This is a genomic window from Dokdonella sp. GW821-FHT11D02 (assembly GCF_058808595.1).
In genome coordinates, this window is sequence record NZ_CM179520.1 from 4,843,204 (window position 1) to 4,864,109 (window position 20,906).

Genomic DNA, 20,906 nt, shown 5'->3' on the forward strand with positions numbered 1-20,906 from the left:
AAGACGCGCTCAAGGCCACCAGAAGTGGCGAACGGCGGCGCTGCCCGGCTCCAAACTCGCGTTCTCCGACAACCGCAGCCAGACGACACCGCCGGGCGGAATGCCGCGACCGGAATCGGACGCGCCTTCGGTCAACAAGGCGACCAGATTCTCCAGGCCCGGGTTGTGCCCGACCACAAGCAGGGTCTGCGCGTCGGCGTGATCGTCGAGCACACGCAGCAGGGTCGCCGGCGTCGCTTCGTAGATGCGCGCCTCGCTGCGCAGGTCGGCGTAGCCGAGGATCGCGAGCACGCGCTCGCAGGTTTCGCGCGTCCGCGCCGCGGGCGAATACAGCACGCGATCGGGCGTGGCCCGGTGATCCTTCAGCCATACGCCCGCCGCATCGGCTTCCGCTTCGCCGCGCAAGCTGAGCACGCGTGCGATGTCGTCTTGGCCGGGGGCTGCCGCGTCGGCGTGTGCGTGGCGCAGCAGAATGATCTCGCGAATGGCCATGACCGCCTCCTCTCTCCGATACGCGATGATGCCCGATTCGATGCGTCCGTGGTCAAGCATCGATCGACCCGAGCGAAAGGCACGCGGCGGATGGCCTAGGTTCCATCCGCCGCGTGCCGGGGCAATCGTCGATACGGAAAAACGCCGGAACGGTCGTTTTGCGGCGACACGAATCGATCGATTCGTGCCGCGCGTCCGCACGGGCCGCGACGCGGACCGTACGGACTCCTGCGTCGTCGTTACTGCTCGGACGTGCCGCGCATGCCGGCATGACGCTGCTTGCCCGCCGCAGCGAACTGCTCGGCCGTCAGCGCATCGGTGCCGCCGCTGAGCTTGTCGAAGCGCGCCATTTCCTTGGCGTCGAAATCGGACTTGCTGACCTTGCCGCTGCCGCTGGCATCGTAGCGGCCGACGAAATGTTCGGCGCGTTTCTGCGCGCGTTCGGCGGCGACCTTCGAATTGGTGATCTCGTTCGCGTCGACCACGCCGTCGTGGTTCGCGTCGAGCTTGTCGAAGCGGCCGTCGACCCAGGCTTGGTATTCGGCGCGGCTGATCTTGCCGTCGTGATTGGTGTCGATGCGGTCGAAGAAGCGCTGTTTGAACTCGGCGCGCTTGGTCGACTTCGCGAGATCGGCATCGGTGACCGGCGCCGCGACGACCGCGCCGGCCGCGCACAGCGCGCTGGCGGCGAACAGGGTGGGAAGGAAGTTGCGCATGATCGGAATCTCGTGCCGCGGCCACGACGGCCGCAGCGCTATTGAACGCCTCCGATGCCGCGACGTTCGCCGTCGGCGTGCAAAGATCGCGCAAATTCTTGTGAAGCGGCGAGCGCGCGCAAGCGCGCCGCCGCGCGTTCAGGAATGCTTCTTCAGCCAGCGCAGCAGCTTGGCCCAGTCTTCCTGGTGCGAGCGCACCAGCTCGGAGTGGTAATCGAAGATGCTCTTGCCGAGCGCGTTGGCCAGCACGTAGCCCTGCGTATCGCGCAGTTCGCCGACCAGCGGAAACGGAAAGCGCCCGATTTCCTCGACCGCCAGCTGCGAAGCGTTGGTCCACGGTTTGAGCCGATTCGCGACCAGACCGACCGCGACCTTGCCGCGCTTGATGCGTGCGAGTGCGGCGAGATCGTTCAGGAACGGCTCGGTCGCTTCGAGGTCGATCGCCGAGGGCAGCACCGGCACCACGATCGCATCGACGTGATCGAGATAGGCGTCGACATCGCTGGCGCGAATGCCGGCCGCGGTGTCGATGACGACGCGTTGTGCGTCGGCCGGCACCTGCTTTTCCCAGTCGCGCCGCAGGCCCGACAGTCCCAGCACCGCCTGTCCGTGCGAGGCGCGCTTTTCGCACCAGCGCAGACTGGAGCCCTGACGGTCGGCGTCGACCAGCACGGTGTTCTTGCCGTCGACCGCGTAATACGCCGCCAGATTCGTCGCCAGCGTGCTCTTGCCCGCGCCGCCTTTCGAACTCGCCACCAGGACCTTCAGCATCGATGCCTCCGCCGGTACGCAGTGCGGCGAAGCGTACACCGCGGCGCCAGCGGGAAAAAGCGGGCCTAACGCGACTGTGCCGGCGGCGGAATCGTGTCGTTTCCGTCACGTGGACGGGTCCATCCTTCGGGCGCGGTCGCCGGCAGGCCGCGGCGGCGTAAAGCACGGCGCACGATTTCGCTCTCGTCGCCGAGTTCAAGCCAGTCGTTAAATGCGTCCGACATCCGGCTGGTCGACGAACCGTCCAGCGCAGACGTCGAGGGCAGGTTATAGACCAGCCAATCGACGTCGAGCCGAGCTTTGGCATCGGCCGGCCGCACGCTTTGCAGGTTGCGCAGCAGTGCGAAACCGAGTCCGCGTGACAGCAAACTCGAACCGCGCTCCAGCATCAGGCGTCCGATCGTCTCGCAGTCGATTCGCCGGCGCGCAGTCGATGGCGCAGACGCTTCCGATTTGCACACGGAAACCAGTCCTTGTGCAGGCGGCAATGCACCGGTTCCGGTTCGTCCCATCGCGGAAACGAGCGCCTGCGTGGCGAGGTCAGCGGCATCTGCCGATGGCTCGGAGAAGAGTTCGTTCAGACCTGGGTAGCGCCGATAGACGTCGAGCCACACGCGCATCATGCCGACGTAGCGATCGTCGTAGCGGCGGCTCGCGGCGATGCCGGCGAGTGCGGCGTCGAGCTGCGCGGCATCACCCTGCCGCTGTGCGCGCGTCAAGGCCGGCAGCCAGGAGGCGCCGTTGTCGGGATCGATGCGCGTCAGGCTTCGCTCGCTCGATTCCTGCAAGCGCGTCCACTTTTCATCCGCCTCTTGCGCGCTCAAGGCGATGAGCCAATGCACCAGCACATCGTCCGGCGCCGCCGCCGCGGCGCGCCCGAACAGTTCGACTCGACGCAGGTGCCCCGCATCGTCTGTGGCGGCATTCAAAACGACCGCGGCGAGCGCCCAGTCGCGCGGCCGCTCGCTCGCTGCCAGCGCGTCGGCCAATGCCGACGAGCCCTGTGCCGGAGCTTGCGCCGAGGCCATGCCGGTGGCGATGGCGATCAGGCAAATCAGCGTCCAAACCCATGCGTTCTTCATCGTTCCTGCTTCCGCTCGGAGTTCGCGAGCCCGACGTGCCTCAGTACCCTGCCGCCTGCCCATCCTTACGCCCTTCCGAAGCGCCTACGTAGACCTTGTTCTTGGCGTCCCAGCCGATCGCCTGGTAGCCGCCGTAGGGGCCGTTGGCGAAACGCACGGAATGGCCTTTCTGCATCAGGCCGCGCACGGTGTCGTAGGAATAGCCCGATTCGAGGTCGATCCAGCCGCCGTCGCTCATCGGCTCGGCCTGGGCTTCGGGCGAGGTCGAGCCCTCGTGCTGGATGCGCGGCGCGTCGCCGGCTTCCTGCAGGTTCATGCCGAAATCGACCAGGTTCATCACGATCTCGACGTGGCCTTGTGGCTGCATGTCGCCGCCCATCACACCGAAGCTCAGCCACGGCTCGCCGCCCTTGGTGACGAAGGCCGGAATGATGGTGTGGAACGGGCGCTTGCCCGGCGCGTAGGTGTTGGCGTGACCTTCCTTCAGCACGAACATCTCGCCGCGATCCTGCAAGATGAAGCCGAGCCCGGGCGGTGCCATGCCCGAACCCATGCCGCGATAGTTCGACTGGATCAGCGAAACCATGTTGCCGTCCTTGTCCGCCGTGGTCATGTAGATCGTGTCGGCACCCGGTTTCGGCGCGCCGGGCTCGACCGCTTTCATCGCCTTGTCGGGCGAGATCAATTTGCGCCGTTCGGCGGCATATTCCTTGGACACCAGCCATTGGATCGGCGCTTTCTGGAACGCCGGATCGGCGTAGAACTTCGCGCGATCCTCGAACGCGAGCTTCTTCGCCTCGACGAACAGATGCACGTGCTCGGCGCTGCCGAACGGGATTTTGGAGAAGTCGTAGCCTTCGAGGATGTTGAGCATCTGCAGCGCCGCGATGCCCTGGCCGTTGGGCGGCAGTTCCCACACTTCGTAACCGCGATAGTTGGCCGAGACCGGCTCGACCCATTCGCCCCGGTGCGCGGCGAGGTCTTCGTAGGAAAGGAAACCGCCGTTCGCCTTGAAGTAGTCGCCGATCACGTGCGCGATGCGGCCTTTGTAGAACGCATCGCGGCCGCCGTCGGCGATCGCCTGCAGCGTGTTCGCGAGATTGGCGTTCTTCCAGATCTCGCCCTTGGCCGGCGCCTTGCCGTTCGTGGTGAACTGCTCGCTGAAGCCGGGGTACTTCGACAGCCGCGGCACCGACAGATTCCAGTAGTAGGCGATCAGCTCGCTCAGCGGAAACCCCTCGCGCGCGTAACCGATCGCCGGCGCCAGCACGCGCTTCATCGGCAGCTTGCCGAAGCGGTCGTGCAGCGCGAACCAACCATCGACCGCACCCGGCACGCTGACCGGCAACGGCCCGGTCGGCGGAATCGCGCTGTAGCCGTGCTGCTTGAACCATTCCAGGCTGAGCGATTTGGGCGAGCGGCCCGAGCCGTTGTAGCCGTAGAGCTTCTTCGTCTTCGCATCCCACACCAGGGCGAACAGATCGCCGCCGACGCCGCTGCCGGTCGGCTCCATCAGACCGAGCGTGGCGTTCGCGGCGATCGCGGCGTCGACCGCGCTGCCGCCGCTCTTCAAGACGTCGAGTCCGACCTGGGTCGCCAGCGGCTGCGAGGTGGCGACCATGCCGTGCTGCGCGAGTACTTCCGAGCGCGTCGCAAACGCCTGGCCGGTGACGCGATCGCCGGCCTCGGCGGAACAAACGGCGAGCGCGCTGATCAGCGCGACGACGATACGTTTCATGGTGGCCCCTGACATGTGGCAAAGGAAAAGCATACGCCGGCCGCGATGGCGCCGAACAGGCCGCTCGGCCATGATCGAGACATGCACGAAGAAATCCGAACGCGTCCCGACCGACCAACCGATGCGGCCCTGATCGAACTCGATCGCGCGACTGTCTGCCGCGGCGTCGTGCCTGTACTGCACGAACTCAGTCTGCGCATCGAGAGCGGCCAGCACACGGCGATCCTCGGGCCGAACGGCTGCGGCAAGTCGAGTTTCGTGAAGCTGATCGCGCGCGAGCTGTATCCGCTCGCGCGCCCAGGCGCGGCGCCCGTGCGCGTGCGCGGACGCGAGCGTTGGGACGTGTTCGAACTGCGCGCGCAACTCGGCCTGGTCGCACCGGATCTGCAACGCGATCTGCTGCGCGCGCCCGGCATGAGCGCCATCGATGCGGTGCTGTCGGGCTTCTTCGCCAGCCAGCGCGTGCCGGTCGAAGCGGTCACGACAGCTATGCGCGAACGCGCGGCGGCGGCCTTGGCCGAATGCGATGCGGCGCACCTGGCCACACGCCCGTTGGCGGAGCTGTCCACCGGTGAAGCCAGGCGCGTTCTGATCGCGCGCGCAATCGCGCACCGCCCGCAGGCGTTGTTGCTGGACGAACCGACCACCGGACTCGACATCGCCGCGCAGCGGCACTTCCTCGTCACCTTGCGCCGGCTCGCGCGGGCCGGCACGACCTTGGTGCTGGTCACGCACCACATCGAGGAAATCGTGCCCGAGGTCGAGCGCGTGATCCTGTTGCGCGCCGGCCGCGTCTTCGCCGATGGCGTACCGTCATCGGTGCTGACCTCGGAACGGCTGTCCGCGCTGTATGCGCTGCCGCTCTGCGTCGAGCGCGACGACGACGGCTACCGCTGGGTCGCGGCCGCCCCGAACGTTTCGTTCAGCAGCGCGCGGCGAGACTAGATCGACAGGCCGGCGCCCGAGCCGGCTTCGTGGAAGGGATCGTATGTTCGAGACTCTCAACCGACATTGGCGCGCATTCCGTGCAGAGCCGGCCGGCACACGGTTTCAGCGCCGCTATCGGCGCCGCGCCGAACGCCCAAGCGGCTGGTTGCGCAAGCTCGGCGTGATGGCGGCCGCCGTCGGCCTGTTCTTCGCAGGTCTGGCGATGCTGGTCCTGCCCGGCCCCGGCCTGCTCGTGCTGCTGCTGGCCGCGGTGCTGGTCGCGGAGGAGTCGCTGCTGGCGGCGCGGCTGCTCGATCGGGTGGACTTTGTGATCAGCCGGCGCTTGGCGAGCCGGAGCGACGCGCGATAGGCGCAGCGTGTAGCGCGTCCTTGCGCCGAAGGCTTGGCCGCTGGCTAGAATGCCCTTCCTCGCATCGAGGAAGGGGATTTCCTATGCGCAAGCTCCTACGCCGCGGCGTCGTGTGCGTCGCGTGTTCGTTGGCATGGTGCGTTCCTGCCGCGGCACAAGAAATCCTCTGGCAAACCCCGATCTACGCTGAAGTCGCTTCCGCGGCGGATTTCGGCGGCCAGGTCTTGAGCCGCTCCGACGACGGCAGGACTCGCCTGATCGTCGCAACGGCGTGGCAAGGCGTGTCCGCCGACGGCAGCGAGACCGGTCGCGCGCGTGTCATCGCCTACGATCCCGTCAGCGGAGAGCGGCTGTGGCAACGCGACCTCGATGCCGATTGCACCGGCGCGACATTCGGTTCCACCAACGCGCTGGCGATCTTCGCGAATGGCGACATCGCCGTCGTAGCCTCGCAGCCGCCCAAACCGGGGTTTCAGCAGCCGGAGGCTGCCTGCTACGCGCGCCTGGACGCGGGTAACGGCCACATCGTCTGGAGTGCGGCCGACGCGCCGCAATCGTCCGGTACCGCATGGCTGTGGAACACGGCCATTGCCGTGGACGTGCGCGACGATGTGATCGCAACCGGCCGCCACGGACAGGACGTGCGCACGATCCGGCTTTCTGGTGCCGACGGATCGCAACGGTGGCAGAGCGAGCGTACGCGGCCGAGTTGGTTGCTCAATGCCCGCGCCATTGAAACCGGAGCGAGCGACCTCGTTCTGGTATTGAGCAACGAGTACAAGGATTTCGAGCGCGAGGGCCGTATCGACGCGCTCGATGTCCACACCGGCGCGCTGCGCTGGCAGTTTTCCACCTGCGAAAGCTTCGGCCGTGCCCCGCGACTGCAGTCAGACGACAGCGTCGCGTTCGTCTCTCAGTGTGCCGACAAAGCGACTATCGGCCGTCTCGCCGGCAGCGACGGACACGTGCTGTGGCAGCGCGACATTCCGGCGACGGTGTCGGACTATCAGTTCGACGACAGCGGCAACATCGTGCTCATCGGTACGCTGAGCGTCGACGGCGTCGCCGTCGAGGCCGCACGTTTCGCAGCTTCCGACGGGCGCACGTTGTGGGCCACCCCGGGTGCTCTCGGTCACATCGCGACGAATTCTCAAGACACCAGCATCGGCTTGAAAACAGCCGTCGGCGACGAGCATTTGCTGGTGTGGGAAATCATCGGACCGGCGGCGATGCAACTGGTTATGCAGACCGGCCGTCTGTCGCGCTACGACCTGGCAACAGGACGGCTGCTGCAGCGCCAGGATTTCACCGCCGCCGATCGCGACTACCTCTACAAAGGCAACGCTTCCCTCTTGTCGCTGCCGAACGGCGACGCGTTGCTCGGCGATCTCACCAGCTACCGGCAGATTTGGCTAGGGCGTATGAACACGTCGCTGGAAGTCGCCTGGTATGCGCGCGAACAGGTCGCGGCGCCGCAAGTTTTGTGGATGCATCCCGACACCGGCTCTTCGCCTCCTCTACTGCTTGCCACCGAGATCGGAGCGCCGGGCCTCATCGCCGGCGGGCGCGCAGTGACAGACCCCGAAGGCCCCTCTTCGCGCGACGGTATCCCTTATCTCGCCAAGCTGGCGCAAAGCGATGGCCGATCGCTGTGGCGCTGGCAGCCCTCTTCACCGGTGCAAAGCCGTTCGCCGCGCGTCGATAGCATCGCAGCCGACGCCGACGGCGCGCTGTATGCGATTGGCTCCGCCGTCGACGCCGACTATGAAGACTCCCCCTTCGTCGCGCGCATCGACGCGTCGAACGGGCGCACACTATGGGAGCGTTTCGGAGATCGCCAGCTGCAGGAATTCGACCAGCCACGCGCACTCGCAATCGGCGCTGCGGGCGAGGTCTTCGTCGGCTCGGCGCAAATCGTACGACGCTACGCCGCAGCCGACGGCGCTCCGCTCTGGACGACGGCGTTGCCGGACGCCGACGGCACTGCCGATGATGCGCAGCTCGCCGTCGACGCAGCCGGTGACGTCGTGGCGGCAGTGTCCTACCGAGTCGGCGACGAAGACGGCATCCAATTCGTCAAGCTGCGCGGCGACGACGGCCGCCAAATCTGGATGCGCCGCGTCGTTGTGACCTCGCCGACGTTCGCGATCGGCCATCTGGCGCTGTTGCCGCAGGGCGACGTCGTCGGCCTCAGCGATGAATTGGGGCTGCTGCGCTTGTCCGGCACGGACGGCGGCGTTCGCTGGCAGCAGACGACTTTGTCCGCACGCAATGTGATCGTCGACCGCGGCGGCAACCTGGTGCTGATCGACGTGCCGACGAACGACAACGGCCGCCACGGGATGGCCCGCATCGACGCGTCGAACGGGCAGGCCCTTTGGAGTCTTCGCATTCCGGTCAGCGCCACACACAGCGACGACGAGGATTCGCGCGGCACCGTGGTGGCTTTCGACCAAGACGGGGGATTGCTGATCGCTCACCCCGACGAAGGCACCGATTACCTCTTGGCCAAGCTCGCGCTCGGCGACGGCACCCTTTCCTGGCGCAAGAGCGTCGCCTTGAGCAGCCGAAGCGACCCCGAAGGGTTGGTGCGCGGCAGAGACGGCAAACTGTTCCTGGCCGTGAACAAGGCGGCGCGGACTACGGCCACCGCTACGGTGTTGGGCATCGCGCCGCCGGGGGGCTCGACGCCGCTGCCGACACGCCGTCATTCCGCGCGACCGCTGCCCGACCCGCTGTGGCAACTGCCGCCGCGTTCACCGACCTTGCCGCGCTGAAACGCGCGGCTCAGTCGCCCAACGCCTCGCGCATGAACTCCGGCGCCGCCAGCGCGGCGCGGTGGATGTCGACGTTGTAGTAACGGGTCGGGAATTGCTTGGTGGCGGCGCCGCGCTCGCGGAAGCCGGACAAATCGGCGCCTTTGCGCGCCATCGTGCAGCTCCACCAGCCGGTCGGATAGAGCGGCTGCGGGAAGGTCAGCGTGCGCACCGCTTGGAAGTCGGCGAAACGCATGGCCGAGCGCATCGCCTTGATCAGGTCCAGGTGCACCAGCGGCGATTCGCTCTGCTGCACGAGGATGCCGCTCGGGCGCAGGGCCTTGTAGCAGCTGGCGTAGAACGCGGCGCCGAACAGGCCTTCGGCCGGGCCGACCGGATCGGTCGAGTCGACGATGATGAGGTCGAGCGATTCGGGCTCCTGCTCGGCCATGTACTTGATGCCGTCGATGAACAGGAGTTCGGCGCGCGGGTCGCCGTTGGACTCGCACAATTCCGGGAAGTACTTCTCCGCGAGGCGCGTGACGCGCTCGTCGATGTCGACCTGCACGGCGTGTTCGACTTCCTCGTGCTTGAGCACTTCGCGCAAGGTGCCGCAGTCGCCGCCGCCGATGATGACGACGCGCTTGGCGCGCGCATGCGTGAACAGCGCCGGGTGCGACATCATCTCGTGGTACAGAAAATTGTCGCGCGTGGAGACCATCGTGCAGCCGTCGATGATCATCAGCTTGCCCCAGTCGGTCGTGTCGTAGATCTCGATCGTCTGGAACGGCGTCTTCTCGGCGTGCAGCCGCTCTTTGATGCGCAGGCCGAACGACGAGCCGGAGCGCTCGTGCCATTCGGTGAACCAGCTTTGTTCGGAGGTCGGCTGTTCGGACGCGGACATCGGGCTTCCTGCGGAGGTGGGGGCGGTATTTTCGGGTGGCGGATTGTAGCGGTTCCGCATGACGCCGACATACGCACCGACACACGCGCGACGCGAGCTCTCGTTACACTACGTCGTTCATCCTGGCGATTGGAGCATCGAGGTGAGCGAGCAGGGTTGGAGCGTCGACGAGGCGCGGCGGACCTACGCCGTACCGCACTGGAGCGAGGGTTACTTCGACGTCGACGCCGGCGGCGATCTGTTGGTGCGCCCGCGCGGCGCCGACGGCCCGTCGCTGTCGCTGCCGGCGATCGTCGAGGCGGCACGCGCGCAAGGCTCGCGCCTGCCGCTCTTGGTGCGCTTCGCCGACATCCTGAACGATCGCCGCGAACGCCTGCAGCGTGCGTTCGCCCACGCGATGCGCGACTGGGACTACGCCGGGGGCTACACCGCGATCTATCCGATCAAGGTCAACCAGCAGAAAAACGTCGCCGGCGAACTGGCCGCCAACGGCGGCGACGGTTTCGGCCTGGAAGCGGGCTCCAAGCCCGAGCTGATGGCGGTGCTCGCACTCGCGCGTGCCGGCAGCACGGTGATCTGCAACGGCTACAAGGATCGCGAGTACATCCGTCTGGCGCTGATCGGGCGCCGCCTCGGCCTCGACGTCTTCATCGTGATCGAGAAGCCGTCCGAGCTGCGCTACGTGATCGAGGAATCGCGCGCGCTGCAGGTCGAACCGCTGCTCGGCGTGCGCATGCGCCTCAAGAGCCTGGGTGCCGGCAAGTGGCAGAACTCGGGCGGCGACAAGGCCAAGTTCGGCCTGACCCCGCGCCAATTGTTGACCCTGCTCGACGAACTGAAGGCGGCGCAGCTGTCGCACACGCTCAAGCTCCTGCATTTCCACATGGGCTCGCAGATGTCGAACGTGCGCGACATCGCCAACGGCATGCGCGAGGCGGTGCGCTATTTCGTCGAGCTCTCGCGCATGGGCTTGCCGATCACCCACATGGACGTCGGCGGCGGCCTCGGCGTCGACTACGAAGGCACGCGCTCGCGCTCGGACTGCTCGATCAACTACGGCCTCGACGAATACGCCTCAGCCGTGGTCGGCGCGCTGGCCGAAGCCTGCACTACGAACGGCTTGAAGCCCCCGCACGTGCTGACCGAATCGGGCCGCGCGTTGACCGCGCATCACGCCGTGATGGTGGTCAACGTCAGCGAAGTCGAACAGGCGCCGGTGGGCGCGGTGCCGCCGCCGCGCCCGGACGAGCCGGCCGTGCTGCGGCGCCTGCGCGAAACGCACGAGGAGATCGATCGCCGCCCGCCGACCGAGCTCTACCACGAAGCGCAATATCAGCTCGCCGAAGGCTATTCGCTGTACGCGCTCGGCCAGATCACCTTGGCCGACCGCGCCGAACTCGACGATCTCTACTACGCCATCGTCAACGCGGTGCGCTCGCGCCTGAAGCCGGACGAGCGCGTGCATCGGCAAGTGCTGGACGATCTCAACCAGACCCTGGTCGACAAGTACTTCGTCAACTTCTCGGTATTCGAGTCGGCGCCGGACGTGTGGGCGATCGACCAGATCTTTCCGATCGCGCCGATTGCCGGACTCGATCGCGCCCCCGATCGGCGCGGCGTGCTCGCCGATCTCACCTGCGATTCGGACGGCCGCATCGATCAGTACGTCGAGGCGGACGGCGTCGACGTCAGCCTGCCCTTGCACAGCTTGCGCGAAGGACAGCCCTATCGCCTCGGCCTGTTCATGGTCGGCGCCTATCAAGAGACGCTCGGCGACATCCACAACCTGTTCGGCGACACCGACGCGGTCAACGTGCGGCTGACCGCGGATGGCTACGAATTCACCCACCTGCGCCGCGGCGACAGCACCGATCTGATGCTCGATTACGTCGGCTACGATCTGGCCGCGTTGCGCGCGGCCTATCGTGCCAAGATCGCCGCCGCCGGACTCGCCGGCGACTCGGCGCAGAAGCTCGAAGCGGCGCTCGAACAGGGACTGACCGGATACACCTACCTGGCCGAATCGGAATGAGCGGCACGCCGCGCGATCGGACATAGAGAAGGAAAAATGACGCATGAGTGAACCGAACGTCGGCTTCGTCGGACTCGGCGCGATGGGCCTGCCGATGGCGGGTCACCTCGCGCGCGCCGGGCTCTTGCGTGCAGCGTGGAACCGTTCGCACGACAAAGCCGCCGCATTGGCGGCGGAATTCGGCGTGGCCGCGCCGGCCGAACTGACCGAACTGCTGCAGAGCTGCGAAATCATCGCGCTGTGCGTGCCGGCCGATGCCGACGTGCTGCACCTCGCGCAGGAGGTCGCCACGCACGCGCGCATCGGCACCGTGGTGATCGATCACTCGACGGTGTCGTCGGTGACCGCGAAAGCGGCGCACGCGATCCTCGCCGAAAGCGGCTGCGAATTCGTCGACGCGCCGGTTTCCGGCGGCGTCGAAGGTGCCAAGAACGGCAAGCTGTCGATCATGGTCGGCGGCGACGCCGACGTGCTCGAACGCGCGCGGCCTGCACTCGAGTGTTATGCGGCGAAGATCAGCCACATGGGCGAGGTCGGCGCAGGACAGAACACCAAGGCGGTCAATCAGGTGCTGGTCGCCGGCATCGCGCAGGCCGTGTGCGAAGGGCTGGCGCTGTCGGAAAAACTCGGCCTCGATGCGGATCGCCTACTGCCCACGCTGGCCGCCGGTGCCGCCGGCAACTGGTTCCTCGACAAGCGCGGCGCGACCATGCTGAAGGACCAGTTCGCGGTCGGCTTCAAACTCGCGCTGCTGCATAAGGATCTGAAGATCGTGCGCGAACTCGCGCTGGCCGCCGGCACCGACCGCTCGGTGATCGAGCAGTCGCTGGCCGACTACGCCGTGCTGCTCGCACAAGGCCGCGGCGAAGAAGACATCTCGGCGCTGATCCGGCTCAAGCGCAAGCGCTGAAGCCGGAGCCGCGCGTCAGCCGTCGAAGCCGTTGGCGAAGATCGTGTCGCCGAGCGGCGGCGCGAACTTCCAAAGTTTCGAGCTGTTGTCGGTGATGTAGACCGCGCCGTCGACCACGATCGGACTTTGCCAGTGGATGCTGCCGATGGTGGGCGAACTCCACAGCACCTCGCCGCTGAACGGGTCGCGCGCGTTCACGCAAACGCCCGAACCAGAGCCGCAGGCGCCGGCGTTGAACAGCACGCCGTTGGCGACGGCAGGCGAACTCGACGCGTTCGCCGCGCCGCCCTTGGTCCAGCGTGTCGTCAACATCGGCCGATGGTTCGCGTCGAGACCGAGCTGCAGGCCGGACATGCCGCTGCCGTTGCCGACGAACACCCAGGTCGAATGATCGGCAGGATTGACCCACACCGCCGGCTGTTCGCGCATGCGGTCGCCCGGATAGCCGTCGCTGCCTTGCGGCGCGTCGAGCGCCTGCAGCTCGCCGCCGACGTGACCGGCACCGCCCTGGCCGCTGAGGTCGTCGAGATTGAGCAGACGCAGCACGCCGTCTTTGCCCGCTTGCAAACCCAGATGCGCGATCGCGCTGCCGGCCGGTACCGGCAGGATCGCCGGCGATACCGAGCCGAGGTCGATGTCGGCATCCTCGAGATGTTGGTAGGTCGACGGCGTGTAGCTGTCGCGCGGACCGCCGCCGCTGCCGCTGCCGTCGGGCGCCACGGCGAGCACGCTGTCGCCCCAGTTGCGGCCGCCGGTGTTCGCGTTGAACTGGGCGTTGCCGGTGGCGAGATAGAGCCGGTTGGTGGCCGCATCGAAAGTCGCACCGCCGCGCCCCCAGATGCCGCCGCGGTGCGTAGCGCAGTCGTTGTTGTTGTCGAAGTGCACGGTCTGGTCGCTGCACACCGCGTTGAACACCTTCTGCGTGCCGGTGGCGAGATTGATCGAGACCAGATGGCCTTGGTAGTTGCCGCCGTCGCCAATGTAGCCGTCGGTGACTACGGCGAGATACTGCGCACCGCCGCTGCTCGCGATGGTGAAACCGCCGGCGCCTTTCTCGACGTTGGTCTTCAACGTGATCGTCTGCGGCCAGCCGCCGCTGGTGACCTCGACGCCGTCGCCGATGCGGTATTTGTGCGCTTTGCCGTCGAGGCCGTAGCTGTAGACGTACTGGCGGTTCGGATCGATCGCCGGCGACGCCGTGGTCGGCTGGTTGCCGCTGTTCGTATTCGACCAGACGGTGCTGCCGTTGGCCGCATCGACCGCCATCAGGCGGCCGTTCTTGCTGAGCAGAAACAGGAGATTCTTGATCCCGTTCGGGGTAGTGACGCCGCTTTGGTAGACCGGCGCGCTGTCGACCGACGACGCCAGCGCGGCGCCGTTCGGATAGACCGATTGCATCTGCGCCACGTTGGCGACGCTGATCGCGTTCTCGAGCGGATTGAAGCCGCTGTGCGCGGCGTCGTAGCCGAACTGCGGCCAGTCGGCCGCCTGTGCCGGCGCCAGCAAGGCCGCCAGGCCGAGCGACAGGCCGGTGCGGATGAAGGGAATTTGGGACATCGACGATCTCCTTTGCAGCCGCCGCCGCGCGTTCGCGGCGGCGGGTGGAGATTGCATCAATTCAATGCGACAGGTGTGTGAGCAAATCGAAACCGTCGCGGAAGATCCAGTCGTCGGCGGAGAACGTCACCGTGACCGTGCAGTCGGAGCTGATCGCCGCCGTCGTGTAGACGTTGCCGGTCAAGCTGCCGCCGCAGCCGCTGGCCTCGAACGCAATGCCGGGGCTGTCGGGCGTGATGGTGAAGCTGGCGCTGGCGCCGTCGTCGATCGTCTGCGCGGTCGCCGGCACCACGCTGCCGCCGGCCGTGAACGCCGGCGTGACGGTATGGGTGAGGATCGCGAAGCTCGCCGTGACCGTGCAGTCGGCCGTGATCGCGGCGGTTGTATAAGTGCTGACGTTCAGACTTCCGCCGCAGCCGCTGACGGTGTCGATGCGATAGTGCGCATCCGGCGTCACTTCGAAGCTCGTCGTGGCGCCTTCCTCGACCGTCTGCGGGGTGGACGGAGCGAGGCTGCCGTGTGTGCCAGCACTCGGCGTCACCACATGAGCGGCGGCGACTTCGCCGCGGTCGAAGCGGTTCAGCTTGTTACCCGCCGCGATGTAGAGCGCGCCGTTGACCAGGATCGGGCTCTGCCATTTCAGGTTTCCGACCGTCGGCGACGTCCACAGCACATCGCCCGTGCGCGGATTGCGTGCGAACAGGCAGTCGCCGCCCGAGCAGGAGCCGGCGTGGTAGACGACGTCGTTGGCGATGATCGCCGAGGTCGCGTCCGCGCTCTTGGTCCAGGTCGATTGCAGGAACGGCCGATTGGATGCGTCGAGTACGAGCTTGAGGCCGGACAATCCGGAACCGTTGGCCATGAACACCCAAGTCGTACCGTCGCCGTGGCGGTCGACCCACACCGCCGGCTGCGTCTTCATCCAGAACTCGCTCAGCGGCACGTCGATCAGCTGGATCTCGCCGCCGACACCGCCGGGTGCGCCGGTGCCGCTCATGTCGTCGAGGTCGATCAGGCGCAGCTTGGAATCCTTGCCGGTCTGCAAGCCCAGGTGTTGCACGCTGCTGGCCGCCGGCACCGGCAGAATCGCGATCGAGGCCGAGCCGAGGTCGATGTCTTGGCCGTCGAGCTGGCTGTAGTTGGTCGGCGTGTAGCTGTCCATCGGCAAGCCGGCGCCGCGCCCGCTGCCGTCCGGCTTGAGCGCGAGCACGCTGTCGCCCCAGTGCATGCCGCCGGTGTGCGCATTGAACAGGCCGTTACCGGTGGTGATGTAGATGCGGTCGGTGGCCGCATCGTAGGTCGCGCCGGGGCGACTCCACATGCCGTTCTGCCGCTCGTCGCAATCGTTGGTGCCGGGATTGCCGTTCAACACCATGTGAATCTCGATGTCGCTGCACAGCGTGTTGAACACTTTCTGCGTGCCGCTGGCGAGATTGATCGCGGTCAGATGTCCCTGATAGTCGCCGGCATCGCCGACGTAGCCGCTGTTGATGGCGTACAGATACGTATTGCCGCCGCTGCTCGCGAACGACAGCGCGGACGCGCCCTTCTCGACACTCGGCTTGAGCGTCGCGATCTGCGGCCAACCGCCGCCGGTGACTTCGACGCCGTCGCCGATACCGTACTTGTGCACCTTGCCGTCGGTGCCGTAGCTGTAGACGAACTGACGGTTCGGATCGATCGCGGGCGAGCTGTCGGTGATGATCGGAGACGTCGTGGTGGTGCCGGCGGTCCAGACCACCGTTCCATCGAGTGCGTTGTAGGCAGTCAGGCGGCCGTTCTGCGCGGTGACGAAGAGCAGGTCCTTGCTGCCGCTCGGTGTCTGAATCGCACGCGCCAACACCGGCGCGACGTTCGCGTTCGAACTCATCGTGATCTGGTAGCGGCGCGTCAGCTGCGTGACGTTCGCCGCGCTGATCGTCGTCTCGTCCGGATTGTTCGCGCTGTGCGCGGGGTCGTAACCCCATTGCAGCCAGTCGACCGCGTATGCGCTGGTGGAGAACAGACTGGAGGAAACAGAGCAGGCGGCAAGCACGCCTACCTGGAACAGCGTCTTCGTGCGCATGCGAGGCTCCGAGCGGATGGCGGCGCCGTGGGAGTTCGGCGCATCGTTCGCGGAGCCGACATCGTACGCCCATTGCCACGTCTTGCGGCTGGACAAGAGTGAGCACTCGAACAATACAAATCTACATGGCCGCGTGCTAAAAGACCCGTTCGCCGAACGGGAGAACGACTATGCGCAGCGCACACTGGCTGGGCCTGCTTTTGACCAGCGCCGCGGCGCCCGCAATAGCCGCGATCACGCCGGCCGATCTCGAACTGGTGCGCTGGCCGAATGCGACGACCGCATTCGTGCAGCCGATCGCGATGCGCGGCGCCGGCGACGGCAGCGGCCGCGTGTTCGTGATCGAGCGCTGCGGCGATATCCGCATCGTCAAGAACGGCACTCTGCTGGCCACCCCGTTCCTCGCCGTGAATGCGAGCTGCGGCGGCGAGCAAGGCATCCTCGGCCTCGCCTTCGATCCGAACTACGCCACCAACGGCACCTTCTACGTCAGCTATTCGGCACCGGGGAGCGACTCGATGCTGGGCACCAGCCCCGATCACGTGCTCGCGCGCTACACCGTGTCGGCCGGCGATCCGGATGTCGCCAATCCGACCGGCGAAGTGATCCTGCGCGTGCCCGACCTCGCCAGCAACCACAACGGCGGCGATCTGCACTTCGATTCCCAGGGTTATTTGAACTGGTCGATCGGTGACGGCGGCCCGCAAGGCAATCCGCACGGCTTCGCGCAATGCACCGGACGCAAGAAGGCCGATAACAATCCCAACAGCTGCCACCAAACCAGCGGCAACGGGCCGAACTATTATCTGCTCGGCAAGATCGTGCGCCTCGACGTGCACCGCAGCACCGCCTCCGCGCCGGCGAACTTCTGCGGCGCGACGCCGGGCCAGCCGGCGCCGTATGCGATCCCGCCGGGCAATCCGTTCGTCGACGTCGGCACGCATCCGCAGGAATGCGCCGAAATTTTCAATTGGGGTTTCCGCAATCCGTTCCGCTTCAGTTTCGACCGCCAGACCGGCGACATGCTGATCGGCGATGTCGGCCAGAACGTGTACGAAGAAATCTCCTTCCAAGCGGCTGGCAGCCCGGGCCAGAACTTCCAGTGGAGCCAGTGCGAAGGCCTGCACAGCTATCCGAGCGGTACGGCCGGTTGCACCGGGCCGGCCGGCAGCGTGTCGCCGAAGCTCGACTATTCGCACGAAGCGACCAATGGCTGCGCCGTCACCGGCGGCTACATCTACCGCGGTCCGATCGCACCGCTGCGCGGGCAATACATCTTCAGCGACTACTGCAGCGCGGACATCTATGTGGTCGCCAATGCCGGTGCCAACGTCGCGCCGTGGACCTATGAAATTCTCGGCGGCGCGCCGTCGATCGCGGCCTACAGCTTCGGCGAGGACGACGACGGCAACCTCTACGTCGCCAATGGCAACAACGGCAACATCTACCGCTTCCATTCCGCCAGCTCGACCGACGTGATCTTCGAAGACGGCTTCGACGGCGGCTGAGGTTCGCCGCTCGATCGCGTCGCGATCGGCGACACGGTTTTTTTCATTGCCCCCGCCTGGTTCACGCCGGGCTCGTGACGTCCGTCCGTTGCGGCTAGCCGGCGGCGCGGTTAGCCTGCGGCGCGTTCTTTTCCGTCCCAACCCGGCCTCGATGGACTCGCCGGACCTCTCAAGGAGCCCCCATGCGCAAGCAGATCGCCGCCGTCGCTTTGTCGTTCGGCCTGGCCCAGGGTGCGGCCGCCGCCGCGCCGGACAGCATCGACATCCCATTCACGCGCTTCACGCTGCCCAATGGCCTGACCGTCATCGTCAGCGAGGATCACAAGGCACCGGTGGTCGCGGTCAGCGTCTGGTATCGCGTCGGCTCGGCCGACGAACCGAAGGGCAAGACCGGCTTCGCGCATCTGTTCGAGCATCTGATGTTCCAGGGCTCGGAGAACCACAAGGACGAATTCTTCCGCCCGTTCGAACTGGCCGGCGCGACCGATCAGAACGGCACCACCTGGTTCGACCGCACCAACTACTACGAGACCGTGCCGACCACCGCGCTCGACATGACCTTGTGGATGGAATCGGATCGCATGGGCCATCTGCTCGGCGCGATCGGTACGAAGGAACTCGACGAGCAGCGCGGCGTGGTGCAGAACGAGAAGCGCCAGGGCGAGAACCAGCCCTACGGACGTGTCGATCAGCGCATCAGCGCGAACGCGTATCCGGCCAATCATCCCTACCACCACGACACCATCGGCTCGATGAAGGATCTCAACGCCGCGTCGCTGGAGGACGTCAAGCAATGGTTCGGCGCCTATTACGGCGCGGCCAACGTGACTGTTGCGCTGGTCGGCGACATCACGCCGGAAGTCGCCAAGCAGAAGATGACGCAGTACTTCGGTGATATCCCGGCCGGGCCGCCGGTGCCGCGGCAGCAGCCGTGGACCGCGGAACGCAGCGAGTCCACGCGCGACACGATGCAGGATCACGTCGCGCAGACGCGCATCTATCGCCAGTGGAATGTGCCGGCGCTCGGCGATCAGGACGAACTCCGGCTCGAGCTGGCCGCGGCCGTGCTCGGCGGCGGCAAGACCTCGCGCTTGTACGAGCGTCTCGTCTACAAAGACAAGCTGGCCGACAGCGTCGCGGTCGGCTTGCAGTCGTTCGCGCTGGCGTCACAAGTCCAGCTGCAAGTCGACGTCAAGAACGGCGCCGATCCGGCCAAGGTCGAGGCCGCCGTCGCCGACGAATGGAACAAGTTCCTCAAGGAAGGTCCGAACGCGGACGAATTGACCCGCGTCAAAGTCGGTACGCGCGCGAACTTCATCCGCTCGCTCGAGAAGGTCAACGGTAAGGCCTCGATCCTGGCCGAGGGCCAGATCTATCGCAACGATCCGGCCGCGTACAAGACCGATCTGACGCGTATCGAAGCGTCGACGCCGGACGAAGTGCTGGCCGCGGCGAAGAAGTGGCTGGCCAAGGGCGACTACACGTTGACGGTGACGCCGGCGCCCAAGGACGCCGATTTCTCCAACGAAGACGAGATGGAGAAACCCGGTCGCGCCGAACTCGATGGCCGGCCGCAGGCGAAGTTGCCGGAGAAGCAGGAATTCCGCGCGGTCAAATCCGATGTCGACCGCAGCAAGGGCGTGCCGACGGTAGCTAGCTTCCCCGACCTGACCTTCCCGAAGTTGCAGCGCGGTAAATTGAAGAACGGCATCGAGGTCGTACTGGCCGAACGCCACGCGATTCCGGCCGTGCAGATGCAGATGCTGTTCGATGCGGGCTACGCCTCCGACCAGGGCCGCAAGCTCGGCGCTTCGGCATTCACGATGGCGATGCTCGATGAAGGCACGGCCGAGCTCGACTCGCTCGAGATCGCTCGGCGCGCCGAGCGTCTCGGTGCCGAGATCGGTTCCGGCTCCGGCCTCGACACCTCCAGCGTCAGCTTGAACGCGCTCAGCTCGCAGCTCGAGCCGTCGCTGAAGCTGTACGCCGACATCGTCCGCAACGCCGCTTTCCGCGACGCCGACATCACGCGCGTGCGTGGCCAGTGGCTGGCGCGCATCGCGCAGGAGAAGACCCAGCCGACCGGCCTCGCCCTGCGCACGCTGCCGCCGCTGTTGTACGGCGAGGGTCATGCGTACGCGATTCCGTTCACCGGCTCCGGCACCGAGGCCTCGATCCAATCGTTGAAGCAAGACGACCTGCGCGCCTATGTGCGCGACTTCGTGCGGCCGGACAACGCCAAGATCCTGGTCGCCGGCGATACCACGCTGGAAGCGATCGTGGCCAAGCTCGACGCAGTGTTCGGGGACTGGAAACCGGCCGCTTCCGCGCGGCCGAAGAAGAACATCGCCGACGTCGCCGCGCCGACCAAGCCGCGCGTGTTCCTGATGGATCGCCCCGGCGCGCTGCAGTCGCTGATCCTCGCCGGCGTCGTCGCGCCGTCGACCAAGGCCAAGAACAATCTCGAAATCCAGACCATGAACGGCGCTTTCGGCGGCAGCTTCACCTCGCGCCTCAACATGAATCTGCGTGAGGACAAGCACTGGGCCTACGGCGCCTTCAGCTTCCTGCAGAATGCGCTCGGCCAGCGTCCCTATCTCATGTATGCGCCGGTGCAGACCGACAAGACCGGCGAATCGGTGGCCGAGATCTTGCGCGAAGCGAAGGACGTCATCGGAGCGAAGCCGCTGACACACGAGGAGATCGACAAGATCAAGGTCGGCGACGTGCGCAGCATGCCGGGCGAGTACCAGACCACCGCCGCCGTGCTCGGCGCGCTCAGCAGCATCGTGCTGTACGATCGTCCCGACGATTACGTGCAGACATTGAAGCCGCGCATCGAAGCGCAGACCGACGCCGCCGTGCAGGCCGCCGCGGTCGAGATCGTCAAGCCGGATGCATTGACCTGGGTCGTGGTCGGCGATTTGAAGAAGATCGAAAAGCCGATTCGCGATCTCAAGCTCGGCGAGGTCAAGATCATCGATGCCGAAGGCAAGACGCTGCGCTAGCGATAGCGAATCAGGGATGATGGCGTGCGCGGTGCCGCGCACGCCGACCTCTTCCGCCAACGGGAGAGGC

At 66.4% G+C, this 20,906-nt stretch carries 15 protein-coding genes; 7 read left to right on the plus strand and 8 right to left on the minus strand.

What is annotated here, in order from left to right; translation table 11 throughout:
• Positions 1-9: 9 nt before the first annotated feature.
• The 5 genes from AC3QL3_RS20515 to ggt all read right to left on the minus strand — a co-directional run bounded on the left by AC3QL3_RS20515 (position 10) and on the right by ggt (position 4,799).
• Complete coding sequence (locus AC3QL3_RS20515) at positions 10-486, minus strand: SixA phosphatase family protein (RefSeq protein WP_492899003.1); 477 nt, start codon at positions 484-486, stop codon at positions 10-12.
• A gap of 245 nt (positions 487-731) precedes the next feature.
• A complete protein-coding gene (locus AC3QL3_RS20520) occupies positions 732-1,208 on the minus strand; it encodes an EF-hand domain-containing protein (protein ID WP_492895970.1) in 477 nt (158 codons plus the stop codon).
• A gap of 138 nt (positions 1,209-1,346) precedes the next feature.
• Positions 1,347-1,979, minus strand: a complete 633-nt coding sequence (locus AC3QL3_RS20525) for a nucleotide-binding protein (RefSeq protein ID WP_492895971.1) — start codon at positions 1,977-1,979, stop codon at positions 1,347-1,349.
• 65 nt (positions 1,980-2,044) lie between these two features.
• Positions 2,045-3,061, minus strand: coding sequence for a hypothetical protein (locus AC3QL3_RS20530; RefSeq protein ID WP_492895972.1), 1,017 nt, complete (start codon positions 3,059-3,061; stop codon positions 2,045-2,047).
• Between the two features lie 40 nt (positions 3,062-3,101).
• Complete coding sequence (gene ggt, locus AC3QL3_RS20535; RefSeq protein WP_492895973.1) at positions 3,102-4,799, minus strand: gamma-glutamyltransferase; 1,698 nt, start codon at positions 4,797-4,799, stop codon at positions 3,102-3,104.
• A gap of 81 nt (positions 4,800-4,880) precedes the next feature.
• Between ggt and AC3QL3_RS20540 the strand changes: the two genes are divergently transcribed.
• The 3 genes from AC3QL3_RS20540 (at position 4,881) to AC3QL3_RS20550 (ending at position 8,873) form a co-directional block, all read left to right on the plus strand.
• Complete coding sequence (locus AC3QL3_RS20540) at positions 4,881-5,744, plus strand: ABC transporter ATP-binding protein (protein WP_492895974.1); 864 nt, start codon at positions 4,881-4,883, stop codon at positions 5,742-5,744.
• Positions 5,745-5,949: 205 nt separating this feature from the next.
• Positions 5,950-6,096: a hypothetical protein gene (locus tag AC3QL3_RS20545; protein ID WP_492899005.1), complete on the plus strand. Its 147-nt coding sequence runs from the start codon at positions 5,950-5,952 to the stop codon at positions 6,094-6,096.
• 83 nt (positions 6,097-6,179) lie between these two features.
• A complete protein-coding gene (locus tag AC3QL3_RS20550; protein ID WP_492895975.1) occupies positions 6,180-8,873 on the plus strand; it encodes an outer membrane protein assembly factor BamB family protein in 2,694 nt (897 codons plus the stop codon).
• A gap of 10 nt (positions 8,874-8,883) precedes the next feature.
• On the opposite strand, the gene speE is transcribed toward AC3QL3_RS20550, so the two are convergent.
• The gene (speE, locus tag AC3QL3_RS20555; RefSeq protein ID WP_492895976.1) at positions 8,884-9,756 is read right to left on the minus strand and encodes a polyamine aminopropyltransferase; all 873 of its coding nucleotides are present in this window, start codon (positions 9,754-9,756) and stop codon (positions 8,884-8,886) included.
• A gap of 142 nt (positions 9,757-9,898) precedes the next feature.
• Here speE and speA point away from each other — a divergent pair, with 142 nt between their 5' ends.
• Together speA and AC3QL3_RS20565 are read left to right on the plus strand one after the other, a co-directional pair.
• Positions 9,899-11,788 carry a biosynthetic arginine decarboxylase gene (gene speA / locus AC3QL3_RS20560; protein WP_492895977.1) on the plus strand — a complete coding sequence of 630 codons (1,890 nt, stop codon included), beginning with the start codon at positions 9,899-9,901 and terminating at the stop codon, positions 11,786-11,788.
• A 43-nt stretch (positions 11,789-11,831) separates the two neighbouring features.
• Positions 11,832-12,698, plus strand: coding sequence for an NAD(P)-dependent oxidoreductase (locus AC3QL3_RS20565; RefSeq protein ID WP_492895978.1), 867 nt, complete (start codon positions 11,832-11,834; stop codon positions 12,696-12,698).
• 15 nt (positions 12,699-12,713) lie between these two features.
• Here the strand turns inward: AC3QL3_RS20565 and AC3QL3_RS20570 are convergent, their stop codons facing one another.
• Positions 12,714-14,255, minus strand: a complete 1,542-nt coding sequence (locus tag AC3QL3_RS20570) for an outer membrane protein assembly factor BamB family protein (RefSeq protein WP_492895979.1) — start codon at positions 14,253-14,255, stop codon at positions 12,714-12,716.
• 61 nt (positions 14,256-14,316) lie between these two features.
• On the minus strand, positions 14,317-16,320 hold the full coding sequence (locus AC3QL3_RS20575; RefSeq protein ID WP_492895980.1) for an outer membrane protein assembly factor BamB family protein: 2,004 nt from the start codon (positions 16,318-16,320) through the stop codon (positions 14,317-14,319).
• A 170-nt stretch (positions 16,321-16,490) separates the two neighbouring features.
• On the opposite strand from AC3QL3_RS20575, the gene AC3QL3_RS20580 reads away from it, so the two are divergent.
• Positions 16,491-17,828, plus strand: coding sequence for a PQQ-dependent sugar dehydrogenase (locus AC3QL3_RS20580; protein WP_492895981.1), 1,338 nt, complete (start codon positions 16,491-16,493; stop codon positions 17,826-17,828).
• Positions 17,829-18,010: 182 nt separating this feature from the next.
• The gene (locus AC3QL3_RS20585) at positions 18,011-20,836 is read left to right on the plus strand and encodes a M16 family metallopeptidase (RefSeq protein WP_492895982.1); all 2,826 of its coding nucleotides are present in this window, start codon (positions 18,011-18,013) and stop codon (positions 20,834-20,836) included.
• The last annotated feature ends 70 nt before the right edge of the window (positions 20,837-20,906 follow it).

Coding starts and splice junctions, on each gene's coding strand:
- ggt (WP_492895973.1), bottom strand. CDS start 4,799: ATGAAACGTATCGTCGTCGCGCTGATCAGCGCGCTCGCCGTTTGTTCC.
- AC3QL3_RS20530 (WP_492895972.1), bottom strand. CDS start 3,061: ATGAAGAACGCATGGGTTTGGACGCTGATTTGCCTGATCGCCATCGCC.
- AC3QL3_RS20550 (WP_492895975.1), top strand. CDS start 6,180: ATGCGCAAGCTCCTACGCCGCGGCGTCGTGTGCGTCGCGTGTTCGTTG.
- AC3QL3_RS20575 (WP_492895980.1), bottom strand. CDS start 16,320: ATGCGCACGAAGACGCTGTTCCAGGTAGGCGTGCTTGCCGCCTGCTCT.
- AC3QL3_RS20545 (WP_492899005.1), top strand. CDS start 5,950: ATGCTGGTCCTGCCCGGCCCCGGCCTGCTCGTGCTGCTGCTGGCCGCG.
- speE (WP_492895976.1), bottom strand. CDS start 9,756: ATGTCCGCGTCCGAACAGCCGACCTCCGAACAAAGCTGGTTCACCGAA.
- AC3QL3_RS20540 (WP_492895974.1), top strand. CDS start 4,881: ATGCACGAAGAAATCCGAACGCGTCCCGACCGACCAACCGATGCGGCC.
- AC3QL3_RS20580 (WP_492895981.1), top strand. CDS start 16,491: ATGCGCAGCGCACACTGGCTGGGCCTGCTTTTGACCAGCGCCGCGGCG.
- AC3QL3_RS20570 (WP_492895979.1), bottom strand. CDS start 14,255: ATGTCCCAAATTCCCTTCATCCGCACCGGCCTGTCGCTCGGCCTGGCG.
- AC3QL3_RS20525 (WP_492895971.1), bottom strand. CDS start 1,979: ATGCTGAAGGTCCTGGTGGCGAGTTCGAAAGGCGGCGCGGGCAAGAGC.
- AC3QL3_RS20520 (WP_492895970.1), bottom strand. CDS start 1,208: ATGCGCAACTTCCTTCCCACCCTGTTCGCCGCCAGCGCGCTGTGCGCG.
- AC3QL3_RS20585 (WP_492895982.1), top strand. CDS start 18,011: ATGCGCAAGCAGATCGCCGCCGTCGCTTTGTCGTTCGGCCTGGCCCAG.
- AC3QL3_RS20565 (WP_492895978.1), top strand. CDS start 11,832: ATGAGTGAACCGAACGTCGGCTTCGTCGGACTCGGCGCGATGGGCCTG.